The sequence below is a fragment of the Pseudomonas vancouverensis genome, from assembly GCF_004348895.1.
In the GTDB taxonomy this organism is placed as follows: domain Bacteria; phylum Pseudomonadota; class Gammaproteobacteria; order Pseudomonadales; family Pseudomonadaceae; genus Aquipseudomonas; species Aquipseudomonas vancouverensis.
The window spans coordinates 87,490-112,598 of record NZ_RRZK01000027.1 but is presented as its reverse complement, the minus strand read 5'-3'; the positions used below and the strand labels follow the sequence as shown (position 1 = coordinate 112,598).

Genomic DNA, 25,109 nt, shown 5'->3' with positions numbered 1-25,109 from the left:
CTACCTGGGTTGAGCGGGGTCAGCGGATTAATGCTGATTGAAGATAAATCTTAGCCTGATTTGCCGTCTACCTAGGGTAAGTGGATGGCGAGATAGTGAACCCATCGCTTTCCCCCTGAATGCGTACCCAAAAATTTGAAGGAGATGGTCATGGACTTTCTGAATACCCTGATCCAGCGCAACGCCGAGTTCGCCGCCACTGATTTCGCCGCCGAATTGAAGATTATTCCGTCGCGGAAAACCCTGATCCTCGGCTGCGTCGACCCGCGGGTCGATCCGATGGATGTGCTCAAGCTCGAACCTGGCGAGGCGGCGATCATCCGCAACGTCGGTGGCCGGGTGAACCCGGCGCTGTTCGAAACCATGGTCATCCTCGGCACGGTGTCGAAAGTCGGCGGTGCCGCAGTCGGCGAAGGCTGGAACCTGATCGTGCTGCACCACACCCAATGCGGCATCAGCGGTTGCTATCACCACGCGCCGGAACTGCTCGCCAAACATATGGGCGTCGCCACCGAGGCACTGGCCGCACTGGAAATCGACGACCCCTACAAAGCCGTGGCCATCGACGTCGCCGCGCTGAAAGCCAACCCCAACCTGCCGGGTGGTTTCACCGTCACCGGTCTGGTCTACGACGTGACCACCGGGTTGGTTGACACCGTGGTGCCTTCGGCGCGGCTGCGGGAGGAATAAATCTGTCCCGTACAAGCACTGTGGGAGCGAGCTTGCTCGCGATGAGGCCATCCAATCCACCCTCTTCGTTGACTGCTAATCCGCCATCGCGAGCAAGCTCGCTCCCACAAAAAACGTCATGGCGTTTGAAGGGGAGTGGTTTCGATTGAATTGAATAATGGTTGTGCTATACAACTAAATGCTCTCCTTTCAATCAAGACCCGCCTCATGACTCCGTCACATTCCGTCCTCATCAACCAGATCCGCACTTCATCCCGACTCATGGTCCGGGAGCTGGGGTTCATGCAGGCAACGTTGGCGGCTACCGATTACCCGCCGTCATTCGTTCACACCCTGGTAGAACTGGGTAATCGCAAAACGTTGACCGCCGCAGAGCTGGTGGAGCTTCTGGGCCTGGAAAAATCCACCGTCAGCCGCATGCTGCGCAAGCTGACAGAGGCGGGGGAGATTGAGGACATTCCCAACGAAGACGATGCACGCTCCAAGACGCTGCGTCTCACGCCCAAAGGCAGGAAAACCCTGCGCAATATCGATGCATTTGCCACGGAGCAGGTCACCGCCGCCTTGGCGTGCCTGACAGCGGCGCAACAACAAGCCGCCAGTGAAGGCATCCATCACTACGCCGCCGCCCTGCAAAGCCATCGCCTCGGCACACCGTCGTGCGTCACGCCGCTGGAAATCGCGCGGGGATATCGTCCCGGCATCATTGGCCGTATCGCGCAAATGCATGCCGAGTACTACGCCAGGCACTCCAACTTCGGCCAGCCCTTCGAAAGCCTGGTCGCCGCAGACATGGCCGACTTGATGGGGCGCTTGCACAATCCCGACAACCAGGTCTGGGTCGCCCTGGATGGACAACAGATAGTCGGCTCCATCGCCATCGATGGTGAAGGTGAGGGCGGTCAGGCGCATTTGCGCTGTTTCATTCTGGACGACTCGGCGCGTGGCAAGGGTGCCGGACGACGCTTGATAAGCGAAGCAATCCATTTCTGTGACGAACGCGGATTTCGCGAAACACGGCTGTGGACATTCAAGGGCCTGGATGCCGCCCGCAAGCTGTATGAGGACTTCGGTTTTGTCCTGGTGCAGGAGCAGGAAGGGCAGCAGTGGGGCGCGCCGGTCATCGAGCAATGTTTTGTGCGCCCCGGGGAAAGGGCTGATTAACCGCTGTCTGATTGAACGGCGATGGCGGATTGATTCGGCATCAAGGCAAAAAACTCAGGCTTTTATGTATCGCCATGTAACAACTCCCCACATCTGCATACAACCCTACAAAACCGCCGCTTCACGGATACAGCCGGGATACACCCCTGGGGCCAAATAGACCTGCCAAAGCGAGATGCACAAAGCAACTCGCAACTCGCAAACCAGTTTATCAACCCCTTGTGGCACGGCCGAAAGCGGTCACGCCACGACCATGATCCGGAGTATCAACATGTCTCGTTTGCAGTCGAACAAAACCCGTATTGGCCTGCTCGCCGTTGCACTGGTCGGTGGTATCAACTTCGCCTCCTCGGCGTTCTCCGCTGACGCCCTGCCTCAGGGTTACCAACTGGCCTCCGCGGAGAAAACCAGCGAAGGCAAGTGCGGCGAAGGCAAATGCGGTGCCGACCAGGCCAGCGCGCAAAAGACCCAGGCTGAAGGCAAATGCGGTGAAGGCAAGTGCGGTGACGCCTCGTTCGCCGCCACCGACGCTGACCATGACGGCCGGGTTTCGCTGAAGGAATTGCTGGCGGTAGCCCCGGACGGCGCTGAGGAATTCAAGAAGATCGACGCCAATGGCGACGGCTTCCTGTCGGAAGGCGAGGTGTACAAGTACCGCACCAACCAGTTCACCTCCAACGGCAAGAAAGTACCCACCGAGCTCTACACCAAGCTGAGCCAGGCCAAGAACTGATCTGGCGCGAACCGAAAACCCTTCCTATGCTCAGGCCCAGGAAGGGTTTCTCGCGTGAGTATTCCGGTTTGATCGTTGCACGCGTAATAGCACCCTCCCGTTGGCTGTTGACCTGACCGGACCTGCTCGTATAAAAAAAATCGAAAAGGGTCGTACGCGTCGAAGAAACCCTGGAAAAGCGGCCAGACGAGCCAGCGACGTAGCCTCTTGCCATTGCGGTGTCATAAATCTTTCATAAAACTCGTTCAAAGTTCGGTAGGCCGTTATCAAAAGGAATGCCGTCAATGAAAAGTTTTGTGAAGTCCGCCGCGCTCGCCGTAACGTTTTCTCTCTGCGCCACCTCTGTATCTTTTGCTGAAGAAAGCGTCCGCCTGACAGGTTCTGGCGCCAGTTTTCCTGCTCCGATCTACCTCACCTGGTTCAAGGATTTCAGCAAAAAAACCGCTGGCGTCACCGTGGACTACCAGTCCAAGGGCAGTGGTGCGGGCGTACAGGATTTCCTGAACAAAACCGTTGATTTCGCAGCCAGTGACTCGGCAATGAAAGACGAAGACATTGCCAAGGTTGCCGAAGGCGTGCAGCTGCTGCCGATGACCGCAGGGGAAATCGTGCTGGCCTATAACCTGCCAGGCAGCCCTAAAGGGCTCAAGCTGCCACGCGATGTTTACTCCAACATTTTCCTGGGCAAGATCACCCAGTGGAACGATCCGCAGATCGTCGCAGCCAACCCGGAACTGAAACTGCCGGCATTGCCGATCACGGTGGTCGTGCGTGCAGACTCCAGCGGTACCACCGCGGTGTTCACCAAGCACATGTCGACCATCAATACCGAGTTCAAGACAGCGCTGGGCGAAGGCAACACCGTCAACTGGCCTGCCAGCGACAAGTTCATCAAGTCGCCTAAAAACGACGGCGTGACCGCGACCGTACGCCAGACCCCTGGTGCCATTGGCTACATCGAATACGGCTTCGCCAAGCTGGCCAAGGTCGATTTTGCCCAGTTGCAGAACAAGGCCGGCCAGTACGTTGTGCCTAACGCGGAAAGCGGTGCCGAGGCTCTGGCGGCGGTGACCTTCCCGGAAAACCTGGTGGCCTGGTTGCCTGATCCGGACGGCGCCAAGTCCTACCCGATCACTTCCTACACCTGGATGATCTTCCGCAAGCACAACGAGAATCCGGCCAAGGCCAAGGCCATGCGTGAAATGGTCGAGTACAGCCTGACCGAAGGGCAGAAAATCGCCGACTCGATGGGTTACATCCCGCTCCCGCAATCGGTCGTCGATCAGGTTCGCAAAGCTTCTGCCAACATCCAGTAACGCTCGCGAGTCTTCATTCGGCGTGTGCTGCCAGGCACGCCGAATGAGATTTTCACCTGTTCCGGAATTCACCCATGACCCAACCTTTTGTCGTACCGGTTAATCCGGACTCTGCCTGCCAACCGCCTTCCGCGAAGGATTTCCTGGTGGATCGCACTTTCCGTGCGATCGCGCGCGTGGGGGTGGTGCTAATCCTGGTGTTGGTATTTGCCCTCGTATTCGAGGTCGGCCGCAAGGCCGTGCCAGGCATGGAAAAGCATGGCCTGGACGTGCTCCTGGGTTCCGTCTGGGACGTCAATCAGGGCAAGTACGGTATTCTGCCCGCCATCTGGGGCACGCTTTACAGCGCATTCATCGCTTTGCTGATCGCAGGTGTTTTCGGCGTCAGCATGGCGATTTTTCTGACCCAGGATTTTCTGCCCGCCAAGCTCGCGGCCATCTTCCGTACCATCGTCGAATTGCTCGCCGCCATTCCCAGCGTCGTCTACGGTCTGTGGGGGATCTATGTGGTGATCCCGGCCATTCGGCCGCTGACCGCGTGGTTGAATACCGAGCTCGGCTGGATACCTTTTTTCAGCACATCGTTGAGCGGACCAGGCTTGCTGCCTGCAGCACTGGTACTCGCCATCATGATTCTGCCCACCATCGCCGCCGTTTCCCAGGATGCGCTCACGGGCGTCCCCATGAAAACCAAGCAAGCCGCCTATGGCATGGGTACTACCCACTGGGAAGCGATTCTCAAGGTGATGGTGCCATCTGCCGCCACCGGCATCTTCGGCTCGCTGGTGCTGGGGCTGGGTCGGGCACTGGGTGAAACCATGGCCCTGGCGATGCTGGTAGGCAATGCGAACAACATATCCCTTTCTCTGTTTGCCCCGGCCAACACGCTGGCCGCTTTGCTGGCGCTGAACTTTCCCGAGGCCGGGCCCAACGAAGTCGAAGTCTTGATGTATGCCGCACTGGTGCTGATGTTCATCACCCTGATCGTGAATGTCATCGGTTCCATGATCATGCTCTACGCCCAGCGGGAGACTAAATGATGACTGACCTCACTCCCGCTGTATCTGCCTTGCCAAGCCTGCAACGCCGGTTCGAAGGTCGCGCCCTGCGCAGCCTGGTGCTGACCACGTTGGTCTGGCTGCTTGCGGTGCTGGCCAGTGTGCCGCTGTTTTCCGTGCTCTACATGTTGATCACGCGCGGTGGTGCTCGCCTCAGCCTGGAGGTGTTCACTGAATTGCCGCCGACCGGCTTCGAGACGGGCGGTGGTTTCGGCAACGCCATGGCAGGTACCTTCGTCATGGTCGGTATCGCGGCCGCCATCGCGGTGCCGGTTGGCATCATGGCTGCGGTCTTTCTCGCGGAGCTTGGGCCTGACAGCAAACTGGCGAGCGGCGCGCGCTTTGCCGCCAAGATGCTGACCGGGTTGCCTTCGATTCTGGCGGGTGTTTTTGCCTACGCCCTGGTCGTGGTGACCACCGGCACCTACTCGGCACCAGCAGGTGGCGTGGCCTTGGCGGTGCTGATGCTGCCGATCGTCGTGCTGACGGCTGAAGAGTCGATGAAGATGGTGCCCAAGATCATGAAGGATGCCGCCTACGGCATGGGCTGCACGCGCTCGCAAGTGATCTGGAAAATCGTCCTGCCGACCGGCATGCCGGCGATCCTGACCGGGGTCATGTTGGCCGTGGCGCGCGCAGCGGGCGAAACCGCACCGTTACTGTTTACCGCGCTGTTCAGCAACTATTGGATCTACCACGATGGCAGCCTGTCGCTGATGAACCCGACAGCCTCGCTTTCCGTGTTGATCTACAACTTTTCCGGCATGCCCTTCGACAACCAGCTTGAACTCGCATGGGCGGCGTCGCTGGTGCTGGTGATGATCGTGCTGGTCGTGAATGTCGTCAGCCGTATTTTCGGCAAGCCAAGGTATTGAGAGCGGGAGCATCTGAATCGTGAACACAGCATCTGCGCAAAAAGTCGCGCCCGTTGACACCAAGACTGAAGTGGTCATGGACTGCAAGCTGGACAAGATTTTCTATGGCAACTTCATGGCGGTGCGTGACAGCCATGTGCCGATTGAAAAAAACAAGATCACCGGATTCATCGGTCCTTCCGGCTGTGGCAAGAGCACTGTGCTGCGCAGCCTGAACCGGATGAATGACCTGGTGAGAGGGTTCCGCTTCGAAGGCCACGTGCACTTCCTCGGGCAAGACGTCTATGGCAAGGGCGTGGACCCGGTCGTCGTGCGTCGCTATATCGGCATGGTGTTTCAACAGCCAAACCCGTTCTCGATGAGCATCTTCGACAACGTCGCTTTTGGCCTGCGCCTGAATCGCTACAAGGGCGATCTGGGGGACCGTGTAAAGCACGCCCTGCAAGGCGCTGCGCTGTGGGATGAAGTCAAGGACAAGCTCAAGGTCAGCGGCCTGTCCCTTTCCGGTGGCCAACAGCAGCGCCTGTGTATCGCTCGCGCCATCGCCACTGAACCGGAAGTCCTGCTGCTGGATGAACCGTGCTCGGCGCTCGACCCGATTGCCACGCGCCGTGTCGAGGAACTGATGGTCGAGTTGAAGAAGGACTACACCATCGCCCTGGTTACCCACAACATGCAACAGGCCATCCGTGTCGCCGACACGACGGCCTTCTTCTCGGTGGATATTTCCCAGGGAACCCGCACTGGCTATCTGGTCGAGATGGGCCCAACCGCGCAGATTTTCGACAGCCCACGTGAACAGATGACCGAGGATTACATCAGCGGCAAGTTCAGCTAAGTCATCTGTCCAGGACCGTATGCCGTCAACGGCCGTACGGTTCTGGCCTGCGTAGATTTGTCTTCGGTTCACACTTCTTTGTTCAAGGTTGCCAATGTCTGTAACGCGTCGTCTTGATTTGCCCGCGATTGAGCGTGCACTGCGTGAGGTGCAAAGTCGCTTCGCTGAACTCAGCGAGCACTTCACCGAGCCACGTGACCCGTTCACCGACGAAGTGCTGAAGAATGTGCTGGAGGGCTACGCCCTGATCGACGACTACGTCGCACGGGGTGTCGACCTGTTTGATTTGCAGCAACTGAACCTGATGCTGGAGATCAATGCCACCGTTCTGTGCGGGCGCGACCCTGCACGCCGAGAGGAATTTGCGCCACACCTGGCGGCCACTGAAGCGCACTTTTTCAACAACGTGGAAGGTGGAATCAAGGATCTGTTCAATTGGTACACCGCCTATCGCAGTGAGTCAGTCTGGAAGCGCGCGGCTGGTGTCTATGTGCGGATTCTCAGCAAACCGCAGTTGTTCATTGAGGGCAACAATCGCAGTGGTTCGCTCATCGTCAGTTACCTGCTGATGCGCGCGGGGCTGCCTCCCTTCGTGCTGACCCTGGACAACGCCAAGGGTTACTTCAATCCGTCATCGGTCATCCGCAACTCCGCCAAGCATGGCGTAAAGGCGTTATTCGAATTGCCCAAGATCAAGAAAAAATACGCCGCCTTCCTCGAAGAGCAGGCACCGGACCCGAAGAAGTTTTTCCTGAGCGCAAAACATGCCCCCGCCTATCAAGGGGGTGCTTGATGAATACCTATCCAATGCTTGAGAAGTACCGGGTCATCAACAGCCAGCTGTGGCAGGCGGTAAAGACGGCCTTTGCGCCTTACTTGTTCAGGCGTCAGCGCATTCGGATTTCGTTTGATATCGATGACACCCTGGCCTGCCTGCCACACCATAGCGACGTCGAGCAAAGCCCGGTGCCGGAGTTTGTTCATCGCTGGCTGGGCGAACCGCTGCGGATCGGCACCCGTTCCCTGACCCGCGAGTTACGCCGCCAGGGCTGCAGCATCTGGGTCTACACCTCGTCCGGGCGGACACCGTCCTACATCAGGCGTTGGCTGCTGCTGTACGGAATCCACGTCGACGGCGTGGTCAACAGTGTCCGGCATAACCAGGCCCTGACGGAACGAGGCCTGGTCAACGCGCCTTCGAAGCTTCCACCGGCGTTCGACATCGACTTGCACGTCGATGATTCCGAAGGTGTGAAGAGCGAAGGCCATGATCACGGTTTTCGCGTTGTTGTGGTGCGTCCGGATGATGCGAGCTGGGCGCAGAGAGTCCTGGACTCAGTCGCCGAGGTCCAGGCGCTGATCGCTCGGCAGCAGGGCGCTGGCTGCATGGGCTGAGCCGCTAACCAAGCGGCCTCTTTCATCGCAAGTACGACCATTCATTGGCCGCTATCCAGGCGCTTTGACGCCGTGCCGTAATTGCCCAGCTGATAGATCGCGATACGCCTGGCACCGAAGGTGAACGCTTCGAAGGGCTTGGCCTCCAGTGCCTTGAGCCAGTCGAGCGGCGCAACGCCGATTGTCACGTGCGGGTTGTACTGGGTACCGGTCTGTTTAGGGATGAAGGTGTCGACGTACTCGAACAGGGCAGGGGGAAAGGCAGCGCCGGATTTGTCGGGAACGAAGGCCGACGCATCACCGCCCTTGACCGCGTACTGGCCTGCGGCGTCGATCATGGCCTGCTGCAACACCTGCAACTGTTCGGTGGGTTTGATGACGATTCCGGCCAGACCTACCTTGCCATTGGCAATGTGATACAGCCCGGTCGCAGTCATTTCGAGGCTGCCGAGGTCGTACCCGGACTTCGCCTTCTCGACTGCCGCCATGACCTTCGGCAGGTCAGCTTGCGCAACGTACAGCTGGAGCAAGGTGATGTGTGGGGCGTGTTCCGCATCCAGTTCGAAACCGTCCGGAATCTGTTCGCGCATCATGCCATTCCATTTTCCAGCCTCATCGACCATTTTCGCGTCTGGCTGGATGAGCACATCAATGGCAATCAGGTCATCGCGGGCGCTGGCGAATGGCACGACCATCAACAGCGCCGTCAGTGCTAACACCTTCTTCAACATCGTCATCTCTCCTCTCCAGCCGGGCATTGGCAGGGCATGAACGTTCTGATGAATGACAGTCAGCGTAGTCGACGAGCATTCATTCAGGATGCTTTCTCGTCGCCAATGGCGTCTGGCCGATTCCACCGGCCATGTCTCATCGCCCCATAGCCGTCACACAGGCAGGTGCCTGCCCGATGGTTACCTCACTACACAATTGCAGATTTCGCACTATGCTTTTTTGGCAATCAAAAGGTGTCTAGCCCAACGGACTGCGGACGATTCGTGCGCATCGACTCTGGAGCATTGTCAGATGAAGTCTCGTTCATTGCTGATTTTGATCTCGCTTGGCGCCCTGCCGCATTTCGCGACGGCGGCTGATACGTCTGCCAGTTGGCCTGACCGCAGCGTCCTGCCCATTCCGCTGTCGCCTTTCGAGGGCAAGATCGGCAAGGACTACACCCAATCCAAAGAAGCCTGGCAGCAGGTACCGACCGCCCCGGCCGATGCACCCAATGTGCTGATCATCCTGCTCGATGACGTCGGCTTCGGTCAGAGCAGTACCTTTGGTGGGCTGATCCCGACACCCAACCTGGACAAGCTGGCCTCCGAGGGCTTGAAGTTCAATCGCTTCCACACCACCGGCATCTGCGGCCCTTCACGTGCAGCACTGCTCACTGGTCGTAATCACCACGACGCCGGCAACGGCTTCCTGATGGAGTGGGCCACCGGCCTGCCCAACTACAGCACGATGATTCAGCGCGATACCGCGACCATCGGCGAGATCCTCAAGGACAACGGCTACAGCACCTCGTGGTTCGGCAAGAACCACAACACGCCGGACTGGGAGTCCTCGGCGGCCGGTCCTTTCGATCGCTGGCCAACGGGCATGGGCTTCGAATACTTCTACGGTTTCAATGCCGGGGAAACCAACCAGTACTATCCGGTGCTGTTTGAAAACACCACGGCCGTGGAGCCGGCGACCCAGCCTGAGCAGGGCTACCACTTGATGACGGACATGACCGACCGGGCCATTTCCCGACTGCGCTACACCAAGAGCGTGGCGCCCAACAAACCCTACTTCATGTACTTCGCGCCGGGTGCGATGCATGCACCGCATCAGGTCGCCAAGGAGTGGCGAGACCAGTTCAAGGGCAAGTTCGACATGGGCTGGGAGAAGTACCGCGAGATGGTTTACAAGCGCCAGCTGGAGATGGGCATCATCCCCCCCGATACCAAGCTCACACCGAGGCCCGATTGGGTACCGGCCTGGGACACCTTGTCCGCCGACCAGAAAAAACTCTACACCCGCCTGATGGAAAACTTTGCCGGTTACTTTGCGTTCACCGATCACGAGATCGGCCGCCTGCTGGATGCCGTCAAGACCCTGCCCGGTGCCGAAAACACCATCGTCATGTACATGGTCGGCGACAACGGTGCTTCGGCCGAGGGCGGGCCGGATGGCACGATCAACGAGATCAAGTCGCTCAATGGCGAGAAAAGCACGATCGAGGACACGCTCAAGTACTACGACGAAATCGGCGGACCGACCACCGAAGCGCATTACCCAGTCGGCTGGGCCTGGGCAGGCAATACGCCGTTCCAGTGGGTGAAGCAGGTCGCCTCGCACCTGGGCGGCACACGCAATCCGATGGTGGTGTCGTGGCCGGCGAAGATCAAGCCAGATCCCAAACCCCGGGATCAGTTCCTGCACCTGGTGGATGTCGTGCCAACCATTCTCGAGGCGGCGCATCTGCCAATGCCGGTCAGCGTCAACGGCGTCCAGCAAAAGCCGCTGGCCGGGGCTTCCTTTCTTTCTGTGTTCAACGATGCCAAGGCACCGTCACCGCGCTCCGAGCAGTATTTCGAAGTGCTGTCCAACCGCTCCATCTATGACAACGGCTGGAAAGCCGATGCCCAGCACACCCTGCCTTGGCGCCAGGACCTGGCACCGGGCAAATGGGATGAAGACAAGTGGGAGTTGTACAACCTCGACAAGGACTTCAGTGAGTCCAATGACCTGGCTGCGAAAATGCCGGAAAAACTCCAGGAGATGAAGGCAAAATTCGATCAGCAGGCCACTCAATACAACGTCTATCCCCTGGATGACCGCGGTGCAGCACGCTTGCGGGTGCCCAAGCCTGGCGTACCGGGATCGCAGCCCGATGCCAAGCAATATACCTACTACGCAGGTGCCACGCGGCTGGCCGAATCTGCTGCACCGAACATGAAAAACCGTTCCTGGACACTGACCGCTGAAATCGACACCCACAGTGACCAGGACAGCGGTGTGATCATGGCGATCGGCGGTGTATCGGCCGGCATGTCGCTGTACCTCGACAAAGGCAAGCCGGTGTTCCACTACAACTGGTTCGAAGAGCATCGCTACGTGGTGGCAGCCGACCAGACCGTGCCCAAAGGCAAAAGTACAGTGGTGCTGGACTTCGCCTACGACGGCCAGGGTCCAGGCAAAGGCGGCACGGCGAAAATCCTCGTCGATGGCAAGCAAGTCGCCGAAGGTCGCGTCGACAAGACAGTCGCCGGGCGTTTTGGTATCGATACCTTTGGTATCGGCGAGGACAGCGGGCAACCGGTATCCAATACCTACAAGCCGCCGTTCAAGTTCGAAGGTGACATCGCCAAGGTCGTGATTGATCTGAAATGAATCAGGAGACGGGTATGCAGGTAAGGAAGCGACGCTGGGGCATGGTACTGCTGCCATTGCTGGTGGTGGGTGCCGGGCTGTCGTATGCGGGTTACCAGCACTGGCGTGGGCCTGCGCCGTTGACGGTGGGGGACGGCAAGTCCGGTCCGATGAACATGGTCTGGATTCCGTCCGGTGAGTTTCTGATGGGCAGCGACCACAAGAAGGCCCAGCCCAATGAGGGGCCGGTACACAAAGTGCGACTGGAGGGCTATTGGGTCGATCGCTACGACGTCACCAATGCCGACTTTGCCCGGTTCGTGGCCGCCACCCACTATGTCACCACCGCCGAGCGCAAACCCGATTGGGAAGACCTGAAGGTGCAGTTGCCACCCGGCACGCCCAAACCGGACGACAGCCTGCTGGTACCAGGGGCGATGGTGTTTGTCGGCAGCGAGCGACCGGTGCCACTGAATGATTTCAGCCAGTGGTGGGTGTTTGTGCCCGGTGCGAACTGGCGCCATCCCACCGGCCCGCAAAGCAACATCGAGGGCAAGGACGCCCATCCGGTGGTGCAGGTGTCCTATGCCGATGTCCAGGCCTACGCACGCTGGGCCAACAAGCGGCTGCTGACCGAGGCCGAGTGGGAATACGCCGCCAGGGGCGGGCTGGAGCAGGCCACCTATGCCTGGGGCAACGAGTTTTCCCCGGATGGCAAGCAGATGACCAACACCTGGAACGATGCGCAACCCTTTCCGGTGACCAGTGCCAGCACCCTGTTCAAGATCGGCACCAAGCCGGTGGCCACTTATCCGGCCAACGCCTATGGCTTGTACGATATGTCGGGTAACGTCTGGCAGTGGGTCGCAGACTGGTACCGCACCGATGCCTTCAAGCTGGTTACCGAGCGTCAGTCCACGGGTGGCGTATCGGTGAATCCGAAGGGCCCAGACGACAGTTATGATCCGGCACTGGGGGAGGCCGCCAACGCGCCGCAGCGAGTGATTCGCGGCGGGTCGTTCCTGTGCAGCGACAGTTACTGCACCAGCTTTCGTACCAGTGCCAGACAAGGCTCCGATCCCGCCAACCCGATGTCACATCTCGGGTTTCGCCTGGCGATGAGCGAGGAGCAGTGGGAGGGCGCACACTGACCCCTACGGCGCCAGCAAGGTCAGCGCGGACCGTCGCCCTGTGGGGGTTTAACTGATAGTCTGCCTGCTGCTTATTCCAGCTCCACAGGAGCAGCCATGAACCCTCTGCATGTCGCCTATCCGGTGGAGCTTGCTCCTGATTCCTCCAGGGCATCGAATAATGACCCCTCCGATATCGATCTCTTGCACCGCATCAGCGTCGAGTTGATTGGTGAGCAGGATCGCGAAGCGCTCTACGGCAAGATCGTTGATGCGGCAGTCTCCATCACCGGCTCGCAATTCGGCACGATGCAACTGCTTTGCCCTCACGGGCATTCCTCGGGGCACGGTGGTGAACTTCAACTCCTGTGCTCACGCGGGTTGTCAGCCGAAGCTGTCGGATTCTGGCAATGGGTGAACCCTGCGGCCTACAGCAGTTGCACTTTGGCGCTCAAGCTGGGGCGGCGGGCAATCATTGCCGACTTTGAGCAATGGGACGACATTGCCGGGACGCCAGACCTGCTTGCCTTTCGCAGCGCGGGTATCCGTTCCGCGCAGACCACACCGCTGATGTCGCGCAACGGCCATTTGCTCGGCATGATCTCCACTCACTGGCGCGAGCCACATCAACCCTCCGAACGAGACCTGCGACTGCTGGATATCCTGGCGCGCCAGGCCGCCGACTTGCTGGAGCGCACCATGGCCGAGGAGGCGTTGCGTGCCCGCGAACAGGAGCTTGCCCGCACGTGCAGCGCCCTGCGTGAAATCGAAGAGCGGCAGCGCCAGACCGAGGCCAAACTGCTTCGGCTCAACGAAACACTGGAGCAGCGTGTGGCAGAACGAACAACCAGGTTGATGCAGGCCGAAGAGAAGCTGCGCCAGTCACAGAAGATGGAAGCGGTGGGGCAGTTGACGGGTGGCCTGGCCCACGATTTCAATAATTTGCTCGCGAGCATTTCAGGCTCCCTTGAACTGATGAGCCGACGCATCACCCAGGGGCGCTGGAGCGAAATCCACAAGTACATGGCTGCTGCGGAGGGCGCCGCCAAGCGCGCGGCCACGTTGACCCACCGCCTCCTGGCGTTCTCCCGTCGCCAGACGCTCGAACCGCGCCCCACGAATGCCAATACGCTGATTTATGGAATGACCGAGCTGATCCAGCGAACAGTGGGGCCCGGCATCCAGGTCGAAACACTGGGAAGCGCAGACCAGTGGCCAGTGCTCGTCGATGCCAGCCAGCTTGAAAATACCTTGCTCAACCTCTGCATCAACGCCCGCGATGCCATGCCTGACGGTGGCCGCATCACGTTGCAGACCACCAACCAATGTCTGGATCTTGAGCAAGCTCGCGTTTGTGATTTGGCTGAAGGGCAATACCTTTGCCTGTCCGTTACGGATACCGGCATGGGTATGTCGCCAGAGGTGATGGCCCATGTGTTCGAGCCGTTTTTCACGACAAAACCCATTGGCCAGGGCACGGGCCTCGGTCTCTCGATGATCTACGGTTTTGCCCAGCAGTCTGGCGGGCAAGTGCGCATCGATTCAAAGGTGGGCGAAGGCACGACGGTGTCGATCTACTTGCCTCGGCACAATGGCGTCATCCCCCAGGACGAACCAACGCCCGGCAAGGCGGCAGTGGCGGTCGAGCAGCACGGTGAGACGGTGCTGCTGGTGGACGACGAGCCGACCGTACGCATGCTGATGGCGGATGTGCTGGGCGAACTTGGTTACACGGTGATTGAGGCCGGCGACAGCACGGCGGGACTCAAACTGCTTCGTTCGGATATACACATCGACGTGCTGGTCACCGACGTGGGTCTGCCCGGTGGCATGAACGGTCGACAGATGGCCGACGCCGGGATGGAACTGCGCCCTGATCTGAAGACCCTGTTCATCACCGGGTATGCCGAAAGCGCAGCCATTGGAAAGGGGCAGCTCAAGTCGGGCATGCACGTGCTGACCAAACCCTTTGCCGTTGAAACCCTCGGAACTCGGGTGCGTGAATTGCTCGTGAAATAGCATTTCCAGACAGCGAGCGATCAGTGCCACCAAGGCATACCGGGGCTTTTCGTATCTATAGAACAACAAGAGGCAAGCCACTGACGTTTGCCAGTGGCTTGCCTTGATGCAGTCAGGCCTCAGTAGGAGCATCAGGGGGTGACGATGTTGAACCACAGGTCGAAGTTATCCATGTAGCTCATCAACTCATCAAGCTTGCCCTCGTTGCCGTTGATCTTCACATTGCCTGCAGTGACAGCATCCTTCAGCGTGGTCTGCTTGAGCATGATGTTGTTCAAGGTGTCACGGGTCAGGGTGATGGTTGCATCGGCGTCCTTCGCTTGCGCACCTTCGGTGTGGTTGAGTACACCGTTGACCATCTCCAGCGTGTACTTCTGTTTCAGGTCGGTGAAGTCCAGGTTGAGGGTGATGTGCTTGTCTCCCACTTCAGGCCCTTTGAGGCGCATGGCCAGGAAGTCGAAGAACAGGTCCAGGTCCATCGCCTTGACGGTGTCCGGGCTGGCGGTGTCCGGTGTTGGCAGCTTCTGTACGCCATTGCGCAACTCCTGGGCACCGGTCAGGTAGAAGTTGCGCCATGGTCCGCTCTCGGCCTGGTAACCCAGTTGCTCCAGCGTGTCGGCTTGCAGGTTTTTCGCCGCCTGATTGCTCGGGTCGGCGAAGACCACATGGTTGACGACCTCGGCGACCCAGCGGTAATCACCCTTGTCGTAGTACTCCTTGGCCTTGGTCAGCACCGCTTCAGCACCGCCCATCATGTCGACATAACGCTTGGCTTGTTCATCCGGTGGCAGCTCCCACAAGGTGGCCGGGTTGCCGATGAACCAACCCAGATGCAGAACATAGGTGGCCTTGACGTTGTGGTTCAGGGAACCGTAGTAACCCCGGTTGGAGAAACGGTCGGCAATCGACTTGGGCAGTTTCACCTGCTCGGCGATTTCGGTCATGGTGTACCCCTTGTTGGCCAGGCGCAGGGTTTCGTCGTTGATGTAGCGATACATGTCACGCTGGGACGACAGTTGATCCTTCACTTCCTTGTTGCCCCAGACCGGCCAGTGGTGCATGGCGTACATGACCTGTACGTCGTTGCCCCACATCTTCAGCGCCTCATTGAGATACTTGGACCACGGCAGCGGCTCGCGAATTTTCGCGCCACGCAGCGAGTAGGTGTTGTGCATGGTATGGGTGGAGTCCTCGGCCGTGTTCAGGGCCTTCTTCTCCTTGATGTAATACAGCATCTCGGCCGGCGCCTCACTGCCCGGCGCATAGAGGAACTCATAAGTGAGACCGTCAATCACATGCTTCTCGCCGGTCTTCTCAATGATGTCGGTCGGCGGGATGAGGGTCACTGTACCGGCAGAGGTGGTGGTGCCCAGCCCGGCACCTAATTGCCCCGTTTCGTTGGGTGGCAGCAGGTTGCCGTACATGTAGCTGGCGCGACGGCTCATCGCGGTCCCGGCCATGACGTTCTCGGCAACCGCATGTTCCAGGAAGCCTTTGGGCGCGTAGATCTTCACCTTGCCGGCCTTGACGTCCTTCTCATCTACCACGCCGCGTACGCCGCCGTAGTGGTCGACGTGGCTGTGGGTGTAGATCACCGCGACTACCGGCTTTTTCGGACGGTGCTTGAAGTAAAGATCAAGCGCCGCCTTGGCGGTTTCACTGGAGATGAGCGGATCGAAGATGGTGATGCCATGCTTGCCTTCGACGATGGTCATGTTCGACAGGTCGTAATTACGTACCTGGTAGATACCGTCGGTGACTTCGAACAGGCCGGAAATGTTGATCAACTGCGACTGCCGCCACAGGCTGGGGTTGGTACTGGCCGGGGCCGCTTCGCCTTCCTTGATGAAACCGTACTTGTTCGGGTCCCAGATCATATTGCCGCTTGGGCCCTTGATCGGGTCCGAGGGCAGTGGCGCGATAAAGCCCTTGTGCGCCAATTCGAACGAAGTCTTGTCGTTGAACGGCAGTTCCTGAAGCAGGGCATCGTTGGCCGCTTTGGTGGCCTCTGTCGCTGGCTTGGGCGATTCCGCGGCCCAGGCATGGTTGGTCATGGCGATGGCCGCCGCCAGCAGGACCGAGGTGCTGAGTTTCCAGATTTCAGTGGATGTGCTTTTAGCTTTGAGATTCGAGGTTCGAGCAATCGCATTCATGTAAAGCTCCTTCTTACTTGATGCGCCGTACCTTTCAAGGCAACTGCCAGCGTTACGTCTAGTCATCTCTCTTCACAAAGAGGGATTTCGGGGGTTAACCGGACGGTAATGCTTCTGTAATCTGAGTGGAGACCTCTCCCGCGTGTCGCGTTATTTGTGTTTCTGCTACGCAAATAAAACACCTTTTACCTGTGCGGGTTTAAGTTGTTGAGCTGTCCCAATGTTGAATAAAAAAATCCCGGTATTTACGCGGCTAATGGTTTTTAGGAGTCGTCTCGAGCTTGCGAGAGTAGGCCGTATAAGCTTGTGCCCAAGCCAGCCATGACTAGCAAGAGCCTAGTAAGGATACGCAGTCGTGCAACTTATTTAGACCGAGAATAAGTATTTCTAGTTGTTTCATAATACTAAAATAGTGGCACTTGTGGTGCTGGTGAAACAGGCGCTTTCGTCAACAGAGTGAGAGGACCTGTCAATGCACGTTTATTGAATTGGTGTGCTGATGTTCGCCTCTCTAGTTGCACTTGAGCCAGTGACTGAGCCACTAATGAGGCTGGCGTATTGCGCAGAGTTATTGAATTCCGCAGTCCACCAATTCGCGCCAAACTTCAATCAAAGCGTTTACAGCTTAATGAGCGCGGGCTTGGTTTGAACGGACTAGACTGAGCCTTTGCTCGGGGCGCTGGCATCTTGTCGATGACTTTTCAATCGTGAGATTCGCATCAAAATCCGGGAGTCATTAATCGATAAGCAGCTCTCTTGATCGATGCTTGATCGATCCAGATTAATGCTCGACCGATTGCGCATTGACCTGCCTGATCAACTCGAATGCAATCGAATGTGCAGGTCCACGCAATCGCGCCTCACGCCTTGACCCAGCGCTGCCGACTCCAGCTACTCAGGCCATCAACCGCAAACACCAACAGCAACATCGCCAGAATGATGGTGCTGGCCCGTGCCTCCTGGAACAGGCTGAGGCTGACGTAGAGCATCTGCCCCAAGCCACCGGCGCCGACGAAGCCGAGGACGCTGGCCATGCGGATGTTGTTTTCCCAACGGTAGAGGATGTACGCCAGCAACTGCGGGAACAGGTTGGGCAGGGTGCCGTAGCAGAACGCCCAGACCACGTTGCCGCCCTGTAAACGAATGGCCTGGGCCGGTTCTGCCGGGGTGTTTTCCAGGGCTTCGGCGAACAGGCGACCGAGGACGCCGGTGGTGTGCATGGCCAGGGCCAGGGTGCCGGCGTTCGGGCCGAGGCCGGCGGCGAACACCATCAGCGCCGCCCACACCAGTTCCGGAATGGCTCGCAGGCCGTTGAGCAGCAGGCGCGCGGCGGCCTGCAGCCAGCCACCGAATCGCCCGGCCGCCGGCAACGCCAGGAGCAGGCCGAACACCGCAGCGAGCAAGGTGCCGAGTGCCGACATGGCCAGGGTTTCCATCGCGCCTCGGCCGATGGCTTGCAGGTGCGTTGCGCTCAAATCCGGGCTCAAGAAGCGCAGCGCATAGGCACCCATCTGCTTCAGGTTGTCGTGGCTGCCCAGCGCGTCAAGATCAATGCCCAGATAGCTGAACGAGGCGATCACGGCGGCGCCGATGCCCAGGATCAGTACGAGGTTGAGCAGGCGGTTCATGCAAACCTCCAGCGCAGGAGACGGCTGATCTGGTCGGCAAGCAGCACGAGCACGAAGAAGGTCAGCAACATGCTCGCCACCTCACCGCCGGCGAACATGCGCAACGACAGGTCGATCTGCTGGCCCAGGCCGCCGGCGCCGACAAAACCCATGACCACCGAGGCGCGTATCGCGCATTCCCAGCGGTACACGGTGTATGACAGCAGTTCGGCGGCGACATTGGGCAGGATGCCGTAGCAGAACGCAGCCAAGCGTCCACTACCGGCCTGCATCAGGGCGTGGGCGGGGCGTTGGTCGACCGACTCGAAGATTTCCGCGTAGACCTTGCCGAGCATGCCGCTGTAGGTGATGGCAATCGCCAGCACTCCGGCGGTCGGGCCGAGGCCGACGGCGCGCACGAACAGCAAGGCCCAGACGATTTCCGGCACGCTGCGCAGGAAGATCAACAGGCCGCGTACCGGCCAACGTAGCAAGCGGCCCAAGGCGCTTGGGCGACCACTGCGCGAGGCGGCCGACAGCGACAACGCGCGACTGGCCAGCAGGCTCGCGGGCACCGCCAACAACAGGGCCAAGGCCATGCCGGCGGTGGCAATCGCCAGGGTCTGCAAGGTGGCTTGCCACAGCAGTTGCAGGAATTCTTCGCCATGGGCCGGTGGCCAGAAGGTAGCGACAAAGCGACCCATCTCGCTCTGGCTGTCGGCCTTGAGCAGCACGCCAAGGTCCAGTTCGCTCAAGCGGATACCCGGCCAGAGCAAGGCCAGCGCCAACAGCGCGAGCAGCAGGCGCGGGACAGTGGCCGGGTCGCGGCTGTCGTGCTTCAGCATCGCGGAATCTGCACGTGCAAAGGCACCACGGGTGCAGGCGGGGATTGCAGTTGTTCGTTGGCGTAGAGCCTGTCGAGCAGATCGTGGTCGACTTCAGCGGCGGGCAGGTCGAAGAGGATTTGCCCTTCACGCAGGCCGATGATCCGCGAGAAGTGCGCCAGGGCCAGGTCCACCGCGTGCAGGCTGGCGACCAGGGTCACCCGGTGTTCGCTGGCATGCCGGCAGAGCACCGACAGGGTGTGCCCGGCCAGCACCGGGTCCATCGCCGAGACCGGTTCATCGGCCAGCAGCACCTCGGGCGACTGATACAGCACCCGGGCAATGCCCACCCGTTGCAGTTGGCCGCCGGAGAGTTGCTGGCACTGGGCGAACAGCTTGTCACCGAGGTCGAGCTTGAGCAGCGCCGCCCGTGCACCGGGTACATCCAGTGGGTGCAGCAGGTTGAGCAGGCTTTTGGCAAAACTCCATTGCCCGAGCTTGCCCGCGAGCACCGCCGTGATCACGCGCTGACGCGGTGGCAAAGGCGGCGCCTGATGCACCAGGCCAATGCGCGCGCGCAGGCGCTGGCGCTGGCGAGCGGACAGTGCCCAGGCCGGTTCGCCGAGCGCCTCGATCGAACCGCTGTCCGGGCGCAGGGCGGTGGCCAGCACATTGAGCAGGCTCGACTTGCCGGCACCGGACGGTCCGATGATGGCGACCTGTTCAGCCGCACCGATGTGCAGGTCCAACTGCTGCAGCGCACGCACGCCATTGGCGTGCGTGAGGCTGACCTGATTCAACTGCAAGGTCATTTGAGCAGGTCGGCAGCGCGTGCGGCTTCCTCGATGCCCTTGTAGTTTTCAGGCTTGGTCTCGATGAAACGGCTGGCCGCCTGCAGGTCGAGAATCGCCTTGTCTTCGGGCTTGGCCGGATCGAGGGCGAGGAAGGCCGCCTTGATCTTCGCCGCCAGCGCCGGGTCGAGGGTGCCGCGCACGGTCCAGTTATAGTCGTAGTAGGCCGGGGTGGTGGCGAAGACCTTGACCTTGTCGGTGTCGACCTTGCCGGCGGCGACCAGTTTTTCCCAGACGCTGGCGTTCAGCACACCGGCATCGACCTTACCGGCCTGCACCCAGGCGACGGTGGCGTCGTGGGCGCCGGAGTAACCGACGCGGCTGAAATAGTCTTCCGGCTTGATCCCGTCCTGCAGCATGAAGTAGCGCGGCATCAGGCTGCCGGAGGTCGACGACACCGAACCGAAGGCAAACGACTTGCCCTTGAGGTCCTTGAGTGAGTGCACGGCCGGGTCGGCAGTGATGAATTTGCTGGTGAACTGGGCGTCCTGCTCACGCTGCACCAGGGGAATGGCATTGCCGGTTTTCAAGCGTGCCTGGACAAAGGTGAAGCCGCCCAGCCAGGCCATGTCGATGCGGTCGGTGGCCAGCGCTTCAACCACCGCCGGATAGTCGGACACCGGGACGAATTCGACTTTCATGCCCAGCTGTTTTTCCAGGTACTCGCCCAGCGGCTTGAATTTGCGCAGCAGTTCGGTCGGGGCTTCATCGGGAATGGCGCTGACCTTGAGGGTCTCGGCAGCCTGTGCCAGCAGGGTGGAAAGGGACAAGGTCAGGCCGACGGCCAGGGCCAGGGTACGTTTGAGCATGGAAGTTCTCCGGTTCAATAGCGGAAAAATGTCGATGCGCCCCGCACACGCTGATTGCTGCACGACGCTTCGTGAGGGTAGACGAAAACGTCGCGATTATAGGGACTCTGGCGCACATGACCAGCAAAGTCGGGCAACCCGTGTGTTTGCCTGAACACACGGGTTAGAGCGGGGGCGGGCTCGAATCAGGCTTGTTCGAGGATTTTTTCGCTGGCCAGGATCACCTGCGTCTCGTTGGCGGCCTGCAGGTGGCGGGTCAGCAACCAGTAGCCGAAGCCGGAGACCGGCAGGCCGATGATGAAGGCGATGTCGGCGCCACCGAGGGCTTGGGCGATCGGCCCGGTATAGAAGCTCAGGGACATGAAAGGCACCATCGCCAGCAACCCGGCAAACCAGGCGAGCAACCCCGGGCGCGACCACAGGCCATAGATGCCGTCAGGGTTGAAGATTTCGCTGATCGCATAGTGGCCCTTGCGCACGAAATAGAAGTCCACCAGGTTCACCGCCGTCCACGGGATCAGGAAGTACAGGATCAGCAAGATGAAGGTGTTGAAGGTGGCCAGGTACTGCTGCGGAATGGCCAGGGCAATGGCAAACACGATCAGCGCGGTGATGCCGATGCCCGCGATGCGACTACGCAGGGTCGGCGCGACTTTGCGGAATGCATCCAGGGCACTGATGCCGGTCAGCATGGCGCCGTAGAAGTTGACGGCCATGATGCCGATCAGGGTCGGCAGGGAAATCAGCACGGTGAAGGTGCCGAAGCCGTTGATGAACTGATTGCCGACCTGACGCAGGCTGCCGATCGCATTCGGTTCCGGGATGGCCGAGCCGATCAGCGCACCGAGGGACATCAGCCACAGCGCCGAACACGCCGCGCCGAGGTAGGTCCACCAGACGATCTTGCGCATTGGCGTGTCGTGGGGCAGGTAACGCGAGTAGTCGGAGACGTACACCGAATAACTGATCTGGTAACCGGCGGCAGCGCCCAGTTGCACGAGAAAGGCATCGAGGTTGAAGTGCGTCGCGGTCAGCGCGGCATCCGCGTGCAGCGTCAGTAGGGCGGCGACGGTCATCAGGCTGTAGACGGCGATGATCAGGTAACTCAGCCAGCGCTGTACGGTGTGCAGCAGGTCATGGCCGATCACCGCGAGTAACGCCGCCGCGCCAACCCAGAGCAGATACCAGGGCTCACGCACCCCGGGGACCACTGTTTGCACGGCATCGGTGGCGAGGATGACGTTGAACACGTTGAAACCGATGTAGCAGAAGATCACCGCGGCAAACGGCAGGATGGCTCCGCGCATGCCGAACTGGGCACGGGACTGGATCATCTGCGGCAGGCCCATGGTCGGTCCCTGATTGGCATGGAAGGCCATGAAGAAGGTGCCAAAACCGACACCCAGGGCAATGGCCAGGACCGAATACAGGGTACTCAGGCCCATCGATGGGCCGATAAACCCGATGATCATGGTCATGATCACAAAATTGCCGGAAAACCAGAACGGGCCCTGGTGCCAGACTTTGCCGTGGCGTTCATTTCGCGGGATATAGTCAATGGAGCGAACTTCTATTTTTGGACGCCCCGTTTCATTGTTCTGTGGTGTGGCCATGTTGAACCTCATTTTTAGTTGTTGTTCTAGAAGCTTTTTGCGCAGCACGAAGTTGCCCGCCTTATATAAAAAGGCGTGTTGACACTGTTATAAACATGTCGTTGAATGTTGCCGGATTATCCCTGTCCGTTTATTGCTGATTGCTCAGGAGTTGCCATGCTTAGAAATGTGACGGACATGGATTTGCGTTTATTGCGTATCTTCTCCGTGGTGGTTAAGTGTGGTGGTTTTACTTCCGCGCAAGCGGAGTTGAACATGAGCCAGTCGAACATCAGCATGCAGATTTCCAGCCTGGAAAAACGCCTGGGCTATCGCGTCTGCGAGCGCGGCAAGGGCGGTTTTCGCCTGACCGAGAAAGGCCAGAAGATCCTTGAGTCCGCCACGCAACTGTTTGGTGCCCTCGATGTTTTCCGCAGTGACGCCCAGAGCCTGGCCGGGCGCCTGGTCGGTGACGTCTACCTGGGCCTGGCCGACAACATCGCGACCTTGCCCCGGGCGCATATTGACGCCGCGATCAATCGTTTTTACCAGCGCGAGCACGATGTGCACCTGCATGTCTTCGTCAACTCCCCGACCGAACTGGAGCTGGCGGTCATCGACGGCCAGCTCGACCTGGCGGTGTCCTACTTCGGCCGTTCCCTGCCGACCCTCGATTACCAACCGCTGTACAGCGAAGAGGTCGCGGTGTTCTGCGGCCATCTCCACCCACTATTTGCCACTGCCCAGCCGAGCCTGGAACAGCTACGCTCGTGCGACTGGATCAAGTACGGCTTCCTGCCCGCCGACCTGTTGCAGCCCCCGGCGCCTGAGCGGGCTTCGGCCACCGCGCACCATGTGGAAGCGGTGCTGCACGCGATCCTCGCCGGCACCCACCTGGGTTATCTGCCAGTGCACTACGCGCAACCCTGGCTGGACGCCGGCAAGATGTGCATCCTGCAACCCGAAGCGCTTCACTATGAGTTGCAACACAGCCTGATCACTCACATCGGCCAGCCTCAAAGTGAAGCGGTGCGGGCCTTTATCGAAGACCTGCGCGCAGTGCATGGTCTTTGAACAACCCTCTCGAAATCAGGGTGCCTGCTCCAGCAACTGCGTGACAGTCGAACCACCGTGGCCCCAGTTATCAGGGTTCACCTCATCGATGACGATATGGGTCAGCGACGGGTCTTTGCCCAGCACCCGTTGCAAGGTGTCGGTGATCTCGCGAATGACCTCGGCTTTTTGCTCCCGGGTGATTCCCGGCGTGACTCTGACGTTGACGAAAGGCATGGCTGAACTCCTTTAAAAAGACGCTGTTAAGCAAACCCCACGCGACCTTCGCTGGCCGCGAGCGGATCATAGTCGGCGCCCTGCAGCATCTTGTGAAGCTCCCGCCTGCGAATGCCCATGTTGCCGCCGTCGTACAGCGGGAACGCCATGGCGTCCTGCAACAGACGGGTGAAAGGCAGCTCATCGGCATAACTCTCGATGCCGACGATGCGCATGGCGTCATAGACCACCTGCACCGCCTGTTCCGAGCAGTAAACCTTGGCCATCACCGCCAGCTCGGTGCCGGCCCCGCCGGTTTGATCGAAGTAGTGGGCGGCTTTCCAGGTCAGGTAGCGGGCCGCTTCCAGGCGCATCTTGATGTCGGCGAGCATGTAGCCGACGTTCTGGTGCGCAATGATCGGTTTTGAGCCATTGCGACAGTCGGTCCTGGCAAAGTGCAGGGCCGCTTCGAAGGCCTGGCGCATCACACAGACGGCTTCCGCCGCGACACCCACGCCCGACCAGGCGAAGGTCTGCGCCAGGATCGCCACGCCATCGCCGGGTTTGCCGATCATGTGATCCAGCGGCACTCGCACCTCATCGAAGGTCAGGCGCGGTGAAGGCGTGGCGCGGTGGCCCATGGTTTCCAGCGACTTGCCGAACGACAAGCCTTTGCTCGGGCGCGGCACGGCAAACACCGCCAGCGAATCGGCAGACGGGACGCTCAGGTCGGTGCGCGCTGAGACCACGAACAGGTCAGCGCCTTCACCTTCCCAGCCCCAGCCGTTGGTGATGAAGAACTTGTTGCCGCTGATCACCCATTCGTCGCCGTCGCGGTAGGCCACGGTGCGGGTACCCGCTTGCGGGTCCGGGTCATCGAAGTTCGCCGTGCCGCCGGCTTCGCTGAAGGCCAGCGCGGCCAGGGGCGCACCGTCATTGGCGAGGAAAGGCTTGAGGAATTTCGCCCGCTGCTCCGGGGTGCCGTGGGAGATGATCGGCGACAGCCCCAAGCCGCAGGAAAACAACGCACAACTGACGTTGACGTCACCGACCGAGGCTTCCTCGCCGCAGACCACCAGATCCAGCAAGCCCTGATAAGTACCGCCATCGCGCTCCGGAATAATGGATTTGAGGAAGCCGGCCTGAACCATCTTTTGAAAGAACGGCTGGATCGCCTTGACCCGCTCTTCCGGTGTTTTAAATGGCGCGATGGTTTTTTCAACTTTTGACAAATATTGACGGGAGAATTCGCGCATCGCCTCGCGGGTTTTTAGTTGTGTGTCTGTCAGACTAAAGTCAATGGCCATTGTTTTATTATTCCATTGTTTTAATAAATAACCGGCGAGCCGGTAACGCAACTTCGTGTGGAAGTCGCTTTATTGTTTTCATGTTTAATGCTGGAAGGCTCTTTTGCAGGAGCTGAAGCGAGATT

At 59.6% G+C, this 25,109-nt stretch carries 22 protein-coding genes; 13 read left to right on the top strand and 9 right to left on the bottom strand.

Annotated features, from left to right (window positions below):
- The first annotated feature begins 150 nt into the window (after positions 1-150).
- The 9 genes from EIY72_RS18890 to EIY72_RS18850 all read left to right on the top strand — a co-directional run bounded on the left by EIY72_RS18890 (position 151) and on the right by EIY72_RS18850 (position 8,069).
- A complete protein-coding gene (locus EIY72_RS18890; RefSeq protein ID WP_093223340.1) occupies positions 151-690 on the top strand; it encodes a carbonic anhydrase in 540 nt (179 codons plus the stop codon).
- Positions 691-897: 207 nt separating this feature from the next.
- Positions 898-1,854 (top strand): bifunctional helix-turn-helix transcriptional regulator/GNAT family N-acetyltransferase, encoded by a 957-nt coding sequence (locus EIY72_RS18885; protein WP_371315415.1) that lies wholly within the window; start codon positions 898-900, stop codon positions 1,852-1,854.
- A 271-nt stretch (positions 1,855-2,125) separates the two neighbouring features.
- Complete coding sequence (locus tag EIY72_RS18880; protein ID WP_093223337.1) at positions 2,126-2,587, top strand: HvfA family oxazolone/thioamide-modified RiPP metallophore; 462 nt, start codon at positions 2,126-2,128, stop codon at positions 2,585-2,587.
- A gap of 284 nt (positions 2,588-2,871) precedes the next feature.
- Positions 2,872-3,903: a phosphate ABC transporter substrate-binding protein PstS gene (pstS, locus tag EIY72_RS18875; protein ID WP_093223334.1), complete on the top strand. Its 1,032-nt coding sequence runs from the start codon at positions 2,872-2,874 to the stop codon at positions 3,901-3,903.
- A gap of 74 nt (positions 3,904-3,977) precedes the next feature.
- Positions 3,978-4,943 carry a phosphate ABC transporter permease subunit PstC gene (pstC, locus tag EIY72_RS18870; protein WP_093223331.1) on the top strand — a complete coding sequence of 322 codons (966 nt, stop codon included), beginning with the start codon at positions 3,978-3,980 and terminating at the stop codon, positions 4,941-4,943.
- A complete protein-coding gene (gene pstA / locus EIY72_RS18865; RefSeq protein WP_093223328.1) occupies positions 4,943-5,836 on the top strand; it encodes a phosphate ABC transporter permease PstA in 894 nt (297 codons plus the stop codon). Before pstC ends, pstA begins: the two co-directional genes overlap by 1 nt.
- Before the next feature lie 76 nt (positions 5,837-5,912).
- Entirely contained in the window at positions 5,913-6,674 is a 762-nt protein-coding gene (gene pstB, locus EIY72_RS18860) for a phosphate ABC transporter ATP-binding protein PstB (protein WP_231985600.1), read from the top strand.
- Between the two features lie 94 nt (positions 6,675-6,768).
- Positions 6,769-7,467, top strand: a complete 699-nt coding sequence (locus EIY72_RS18855; RefSeq protein WP_093223322.1) for a hypothetical protein — start codon at positions 6,769-6,771, stop codon at positions 7,465-7,467.
- Complete coding sequence (locus EIY72_RS18850; RefSeq protein WP_231985577.1) at positions 7,467-8,069, top strand: hypothetical protein; 603 nt, start codon at positions 7,467-7,469, stop codon at positions 8,067-8,069. The genes EIY72_RS18855 and EIY72_RS18850 overlap by 1 nt, the downstream gene beginning before the upstream one ends.
- Positions 8,070-8,110: 41 nt before the next feature.
- Here EIY72_RS18850 and EIY72_RS18845 read toward each other — a convergent pair whose 3' ends face one another.
- Positions 8,111-8,806: a 2'-5' RNA ligase family protein gene (locus tag EIY72_RS18845; RefSeq protein ID WP_157720942.1), complete on the bottom strand. Its 696-nt coding sequence runs from the start codon at positions 8,804-8,806 to the stop codon at positions 8,111-8,113.
- A 286-nt stretch (positions 8,807-9,092) separates the two neighbouring features.
- On the opposite strand from EIY72_RS18845, the gene EIY72_RS18840 reads away from it, so the two are divergent.
- From EIY72_RS18840 to EIY72_RS18830, 3 genes are all read left to right on the top strand, one after another.
- The gene (locus EIY72_RS18840) at positions 9,093-11,444 is read left to right on the top strand and encodes an arylsulfatase (protein WP_093223316.1); all 2,352 of its coding nucleotides are present in this window, start codon (positions 9,093-9,095) and stop codon (positions 11,442-11,444) included.
- 14 nt (positions 11,445-11,458) lie between these two features.
- Entirely contained in the window at positions 11,459-12,574 is a 1,116-nt protein-coding gene (locus EIY72_RS18835; protein WP_093223313.1) for a formylglycine-generating enzyme family protein, read from the top strand.
- Between the two features lie 96 nt (positions 12,575-12,670).
- Complete coding sequence (locus EIY72_RS18830; protein ID WP_093223310.1) at positions 12,671-14,572, top strand: GAF domain-containing hybrid sensor histidine kinase/response regulator; 1,902 nt, start codon at positions 12,671-12,673, stop codon at positions 14,570-14,572.
- Between the two features lie 131 nt (positions 14,573-14,703).
- Here the strand turns inward: EIY72_RS18830 and EIY72_RS18825 are convergent, their stop codons facing one another.
- The 6 genes from EIY72_RS18825 to EIY72_RS18800 all read right to left on the bottom strand — a co-directional run bounded on the left by EIY72_RS18825 (position 14,704) and on the right by EIY72_RS18800 (position 22,429).
- A complete protein-coding gene (locus tag EIY72_RS18825) occupies positions 14,704-16,626 on the bottom strand; it encodes an alkyl/aryl-sulfatase (protein ID WP_093230620.1) in 1,923 nt (640 codons plus the stop codon).
- 959 nt (positions 16,627-17,585) lie between these two features.
- Positions 17,586-18,353, bottom strand: coding sequence for a phosphonate ABC transporter, permease protein PhnE (phnE, locus tag EIY72_RS18820; protein WP_093223307.1), 768 nt, complete (start codon positions 18,351-18,353; stop codon positions 17,586-17,588).
- Positions 18,350-19,177: a PhnE/PtxC family ABC transporter permease gene (locus EIY72_RS18815; RefSeq protein WP_093223304.1), complete on the bottom strand. Its 828-nt coding sequence runs from the start codon at positions 19,175-19,177 to the stop codon at positions 18,350-18,352. Before EIY72_RS18815 ends, phnE begins: the two co-directional genes overlap by 4 nt.
- Positions 19,171-19,968 carry a phosphonate ABC transporter ATP-binding protein gene (locus tag EIY72_RS18810; RefSeq protein ID WP_093223301.1) on the bottom strand — a complete coding sequence of 266 codons (798 nt, stop codon included), beginning with the start codon at positions 19,966-19,968 and terminating at the stop codon, positions 19,171-19,173. Before EIY72_RS18810 ends, EIY72_RS18815 begins: the two co-directional genes overlap by 7 nt.
- Positions 19,965-20,816, bottom strand: a complete 852-nt coding sequence (locus tag EIY72_RS18805) for a putative selenate ABC transporter substrate-binding protein (RefSeq protein WP_093223298.1) — start codon at positions 20,814-20,816, stop codon at positions 19,965-19,967. Before EIY72_RS18805 ends, EIY72_RS18810 begins: the two co-directional genes overlap by 4 nt.
- Positions 20,817-21,001: 185 nt before the next feature.
- Positions 21,002-22,429 (bottom strand): purine-cytosine permease family protein, encoded by a 1,428-nt coding sequence (locus EIY72_RS18800; RefSeq protein ID WP_231985576.1) that lies wholly within the window; start codon positions 22,427-22,429, stop codon positions 21,002-21,004.
- A 156-nt stretch (positions 22,430-22,585) separates the two neighbouring features.
- Between EIY72_RS18800 and EIY72_RS18795 the strand changes: the two genes are divergently transcribed.
- Positions 22,586-23,482, top strand: coding sequence for a LysR family transcriptional regulator (locus tag EIY72_RS18795; RefSeq protein ID WP_093223291.1), 897 nt, complete (start codon positions 22,586-22,588; stop codon positions 23,480-23,482).
- Between the two features lie 15 nt (positions 23,483-23,497).
- On the opposite strand, the gene EIY72_RS18790 is transcribed toward EIY72_RS18795, so the two are convergent.
- Positions 23,498-23,698, bottom strand: coding sequence for a tautomerase family protein (locus tag EIY72_RS18790; RefSeq protein WP_093223289.1), 201 nt, complete (start codon positions 23,696-23,698; stop codon positions 23,498-23,500).
- Between the two features lie 26 nt (positions 23,699-23,724).
- Positions 23,725-24,984, bottom strand: coding sequence for an acyl-CoA dehydrogenase family protein (locus tag EIY72_RS18785; protein WP_093223285.1), 1,260 nt, complete (start codon positions 24,982-24,984; stop codon positions 23,725-23,727).
- Positions 24,985-25,109: the final 125 nt, after the last annotated feature.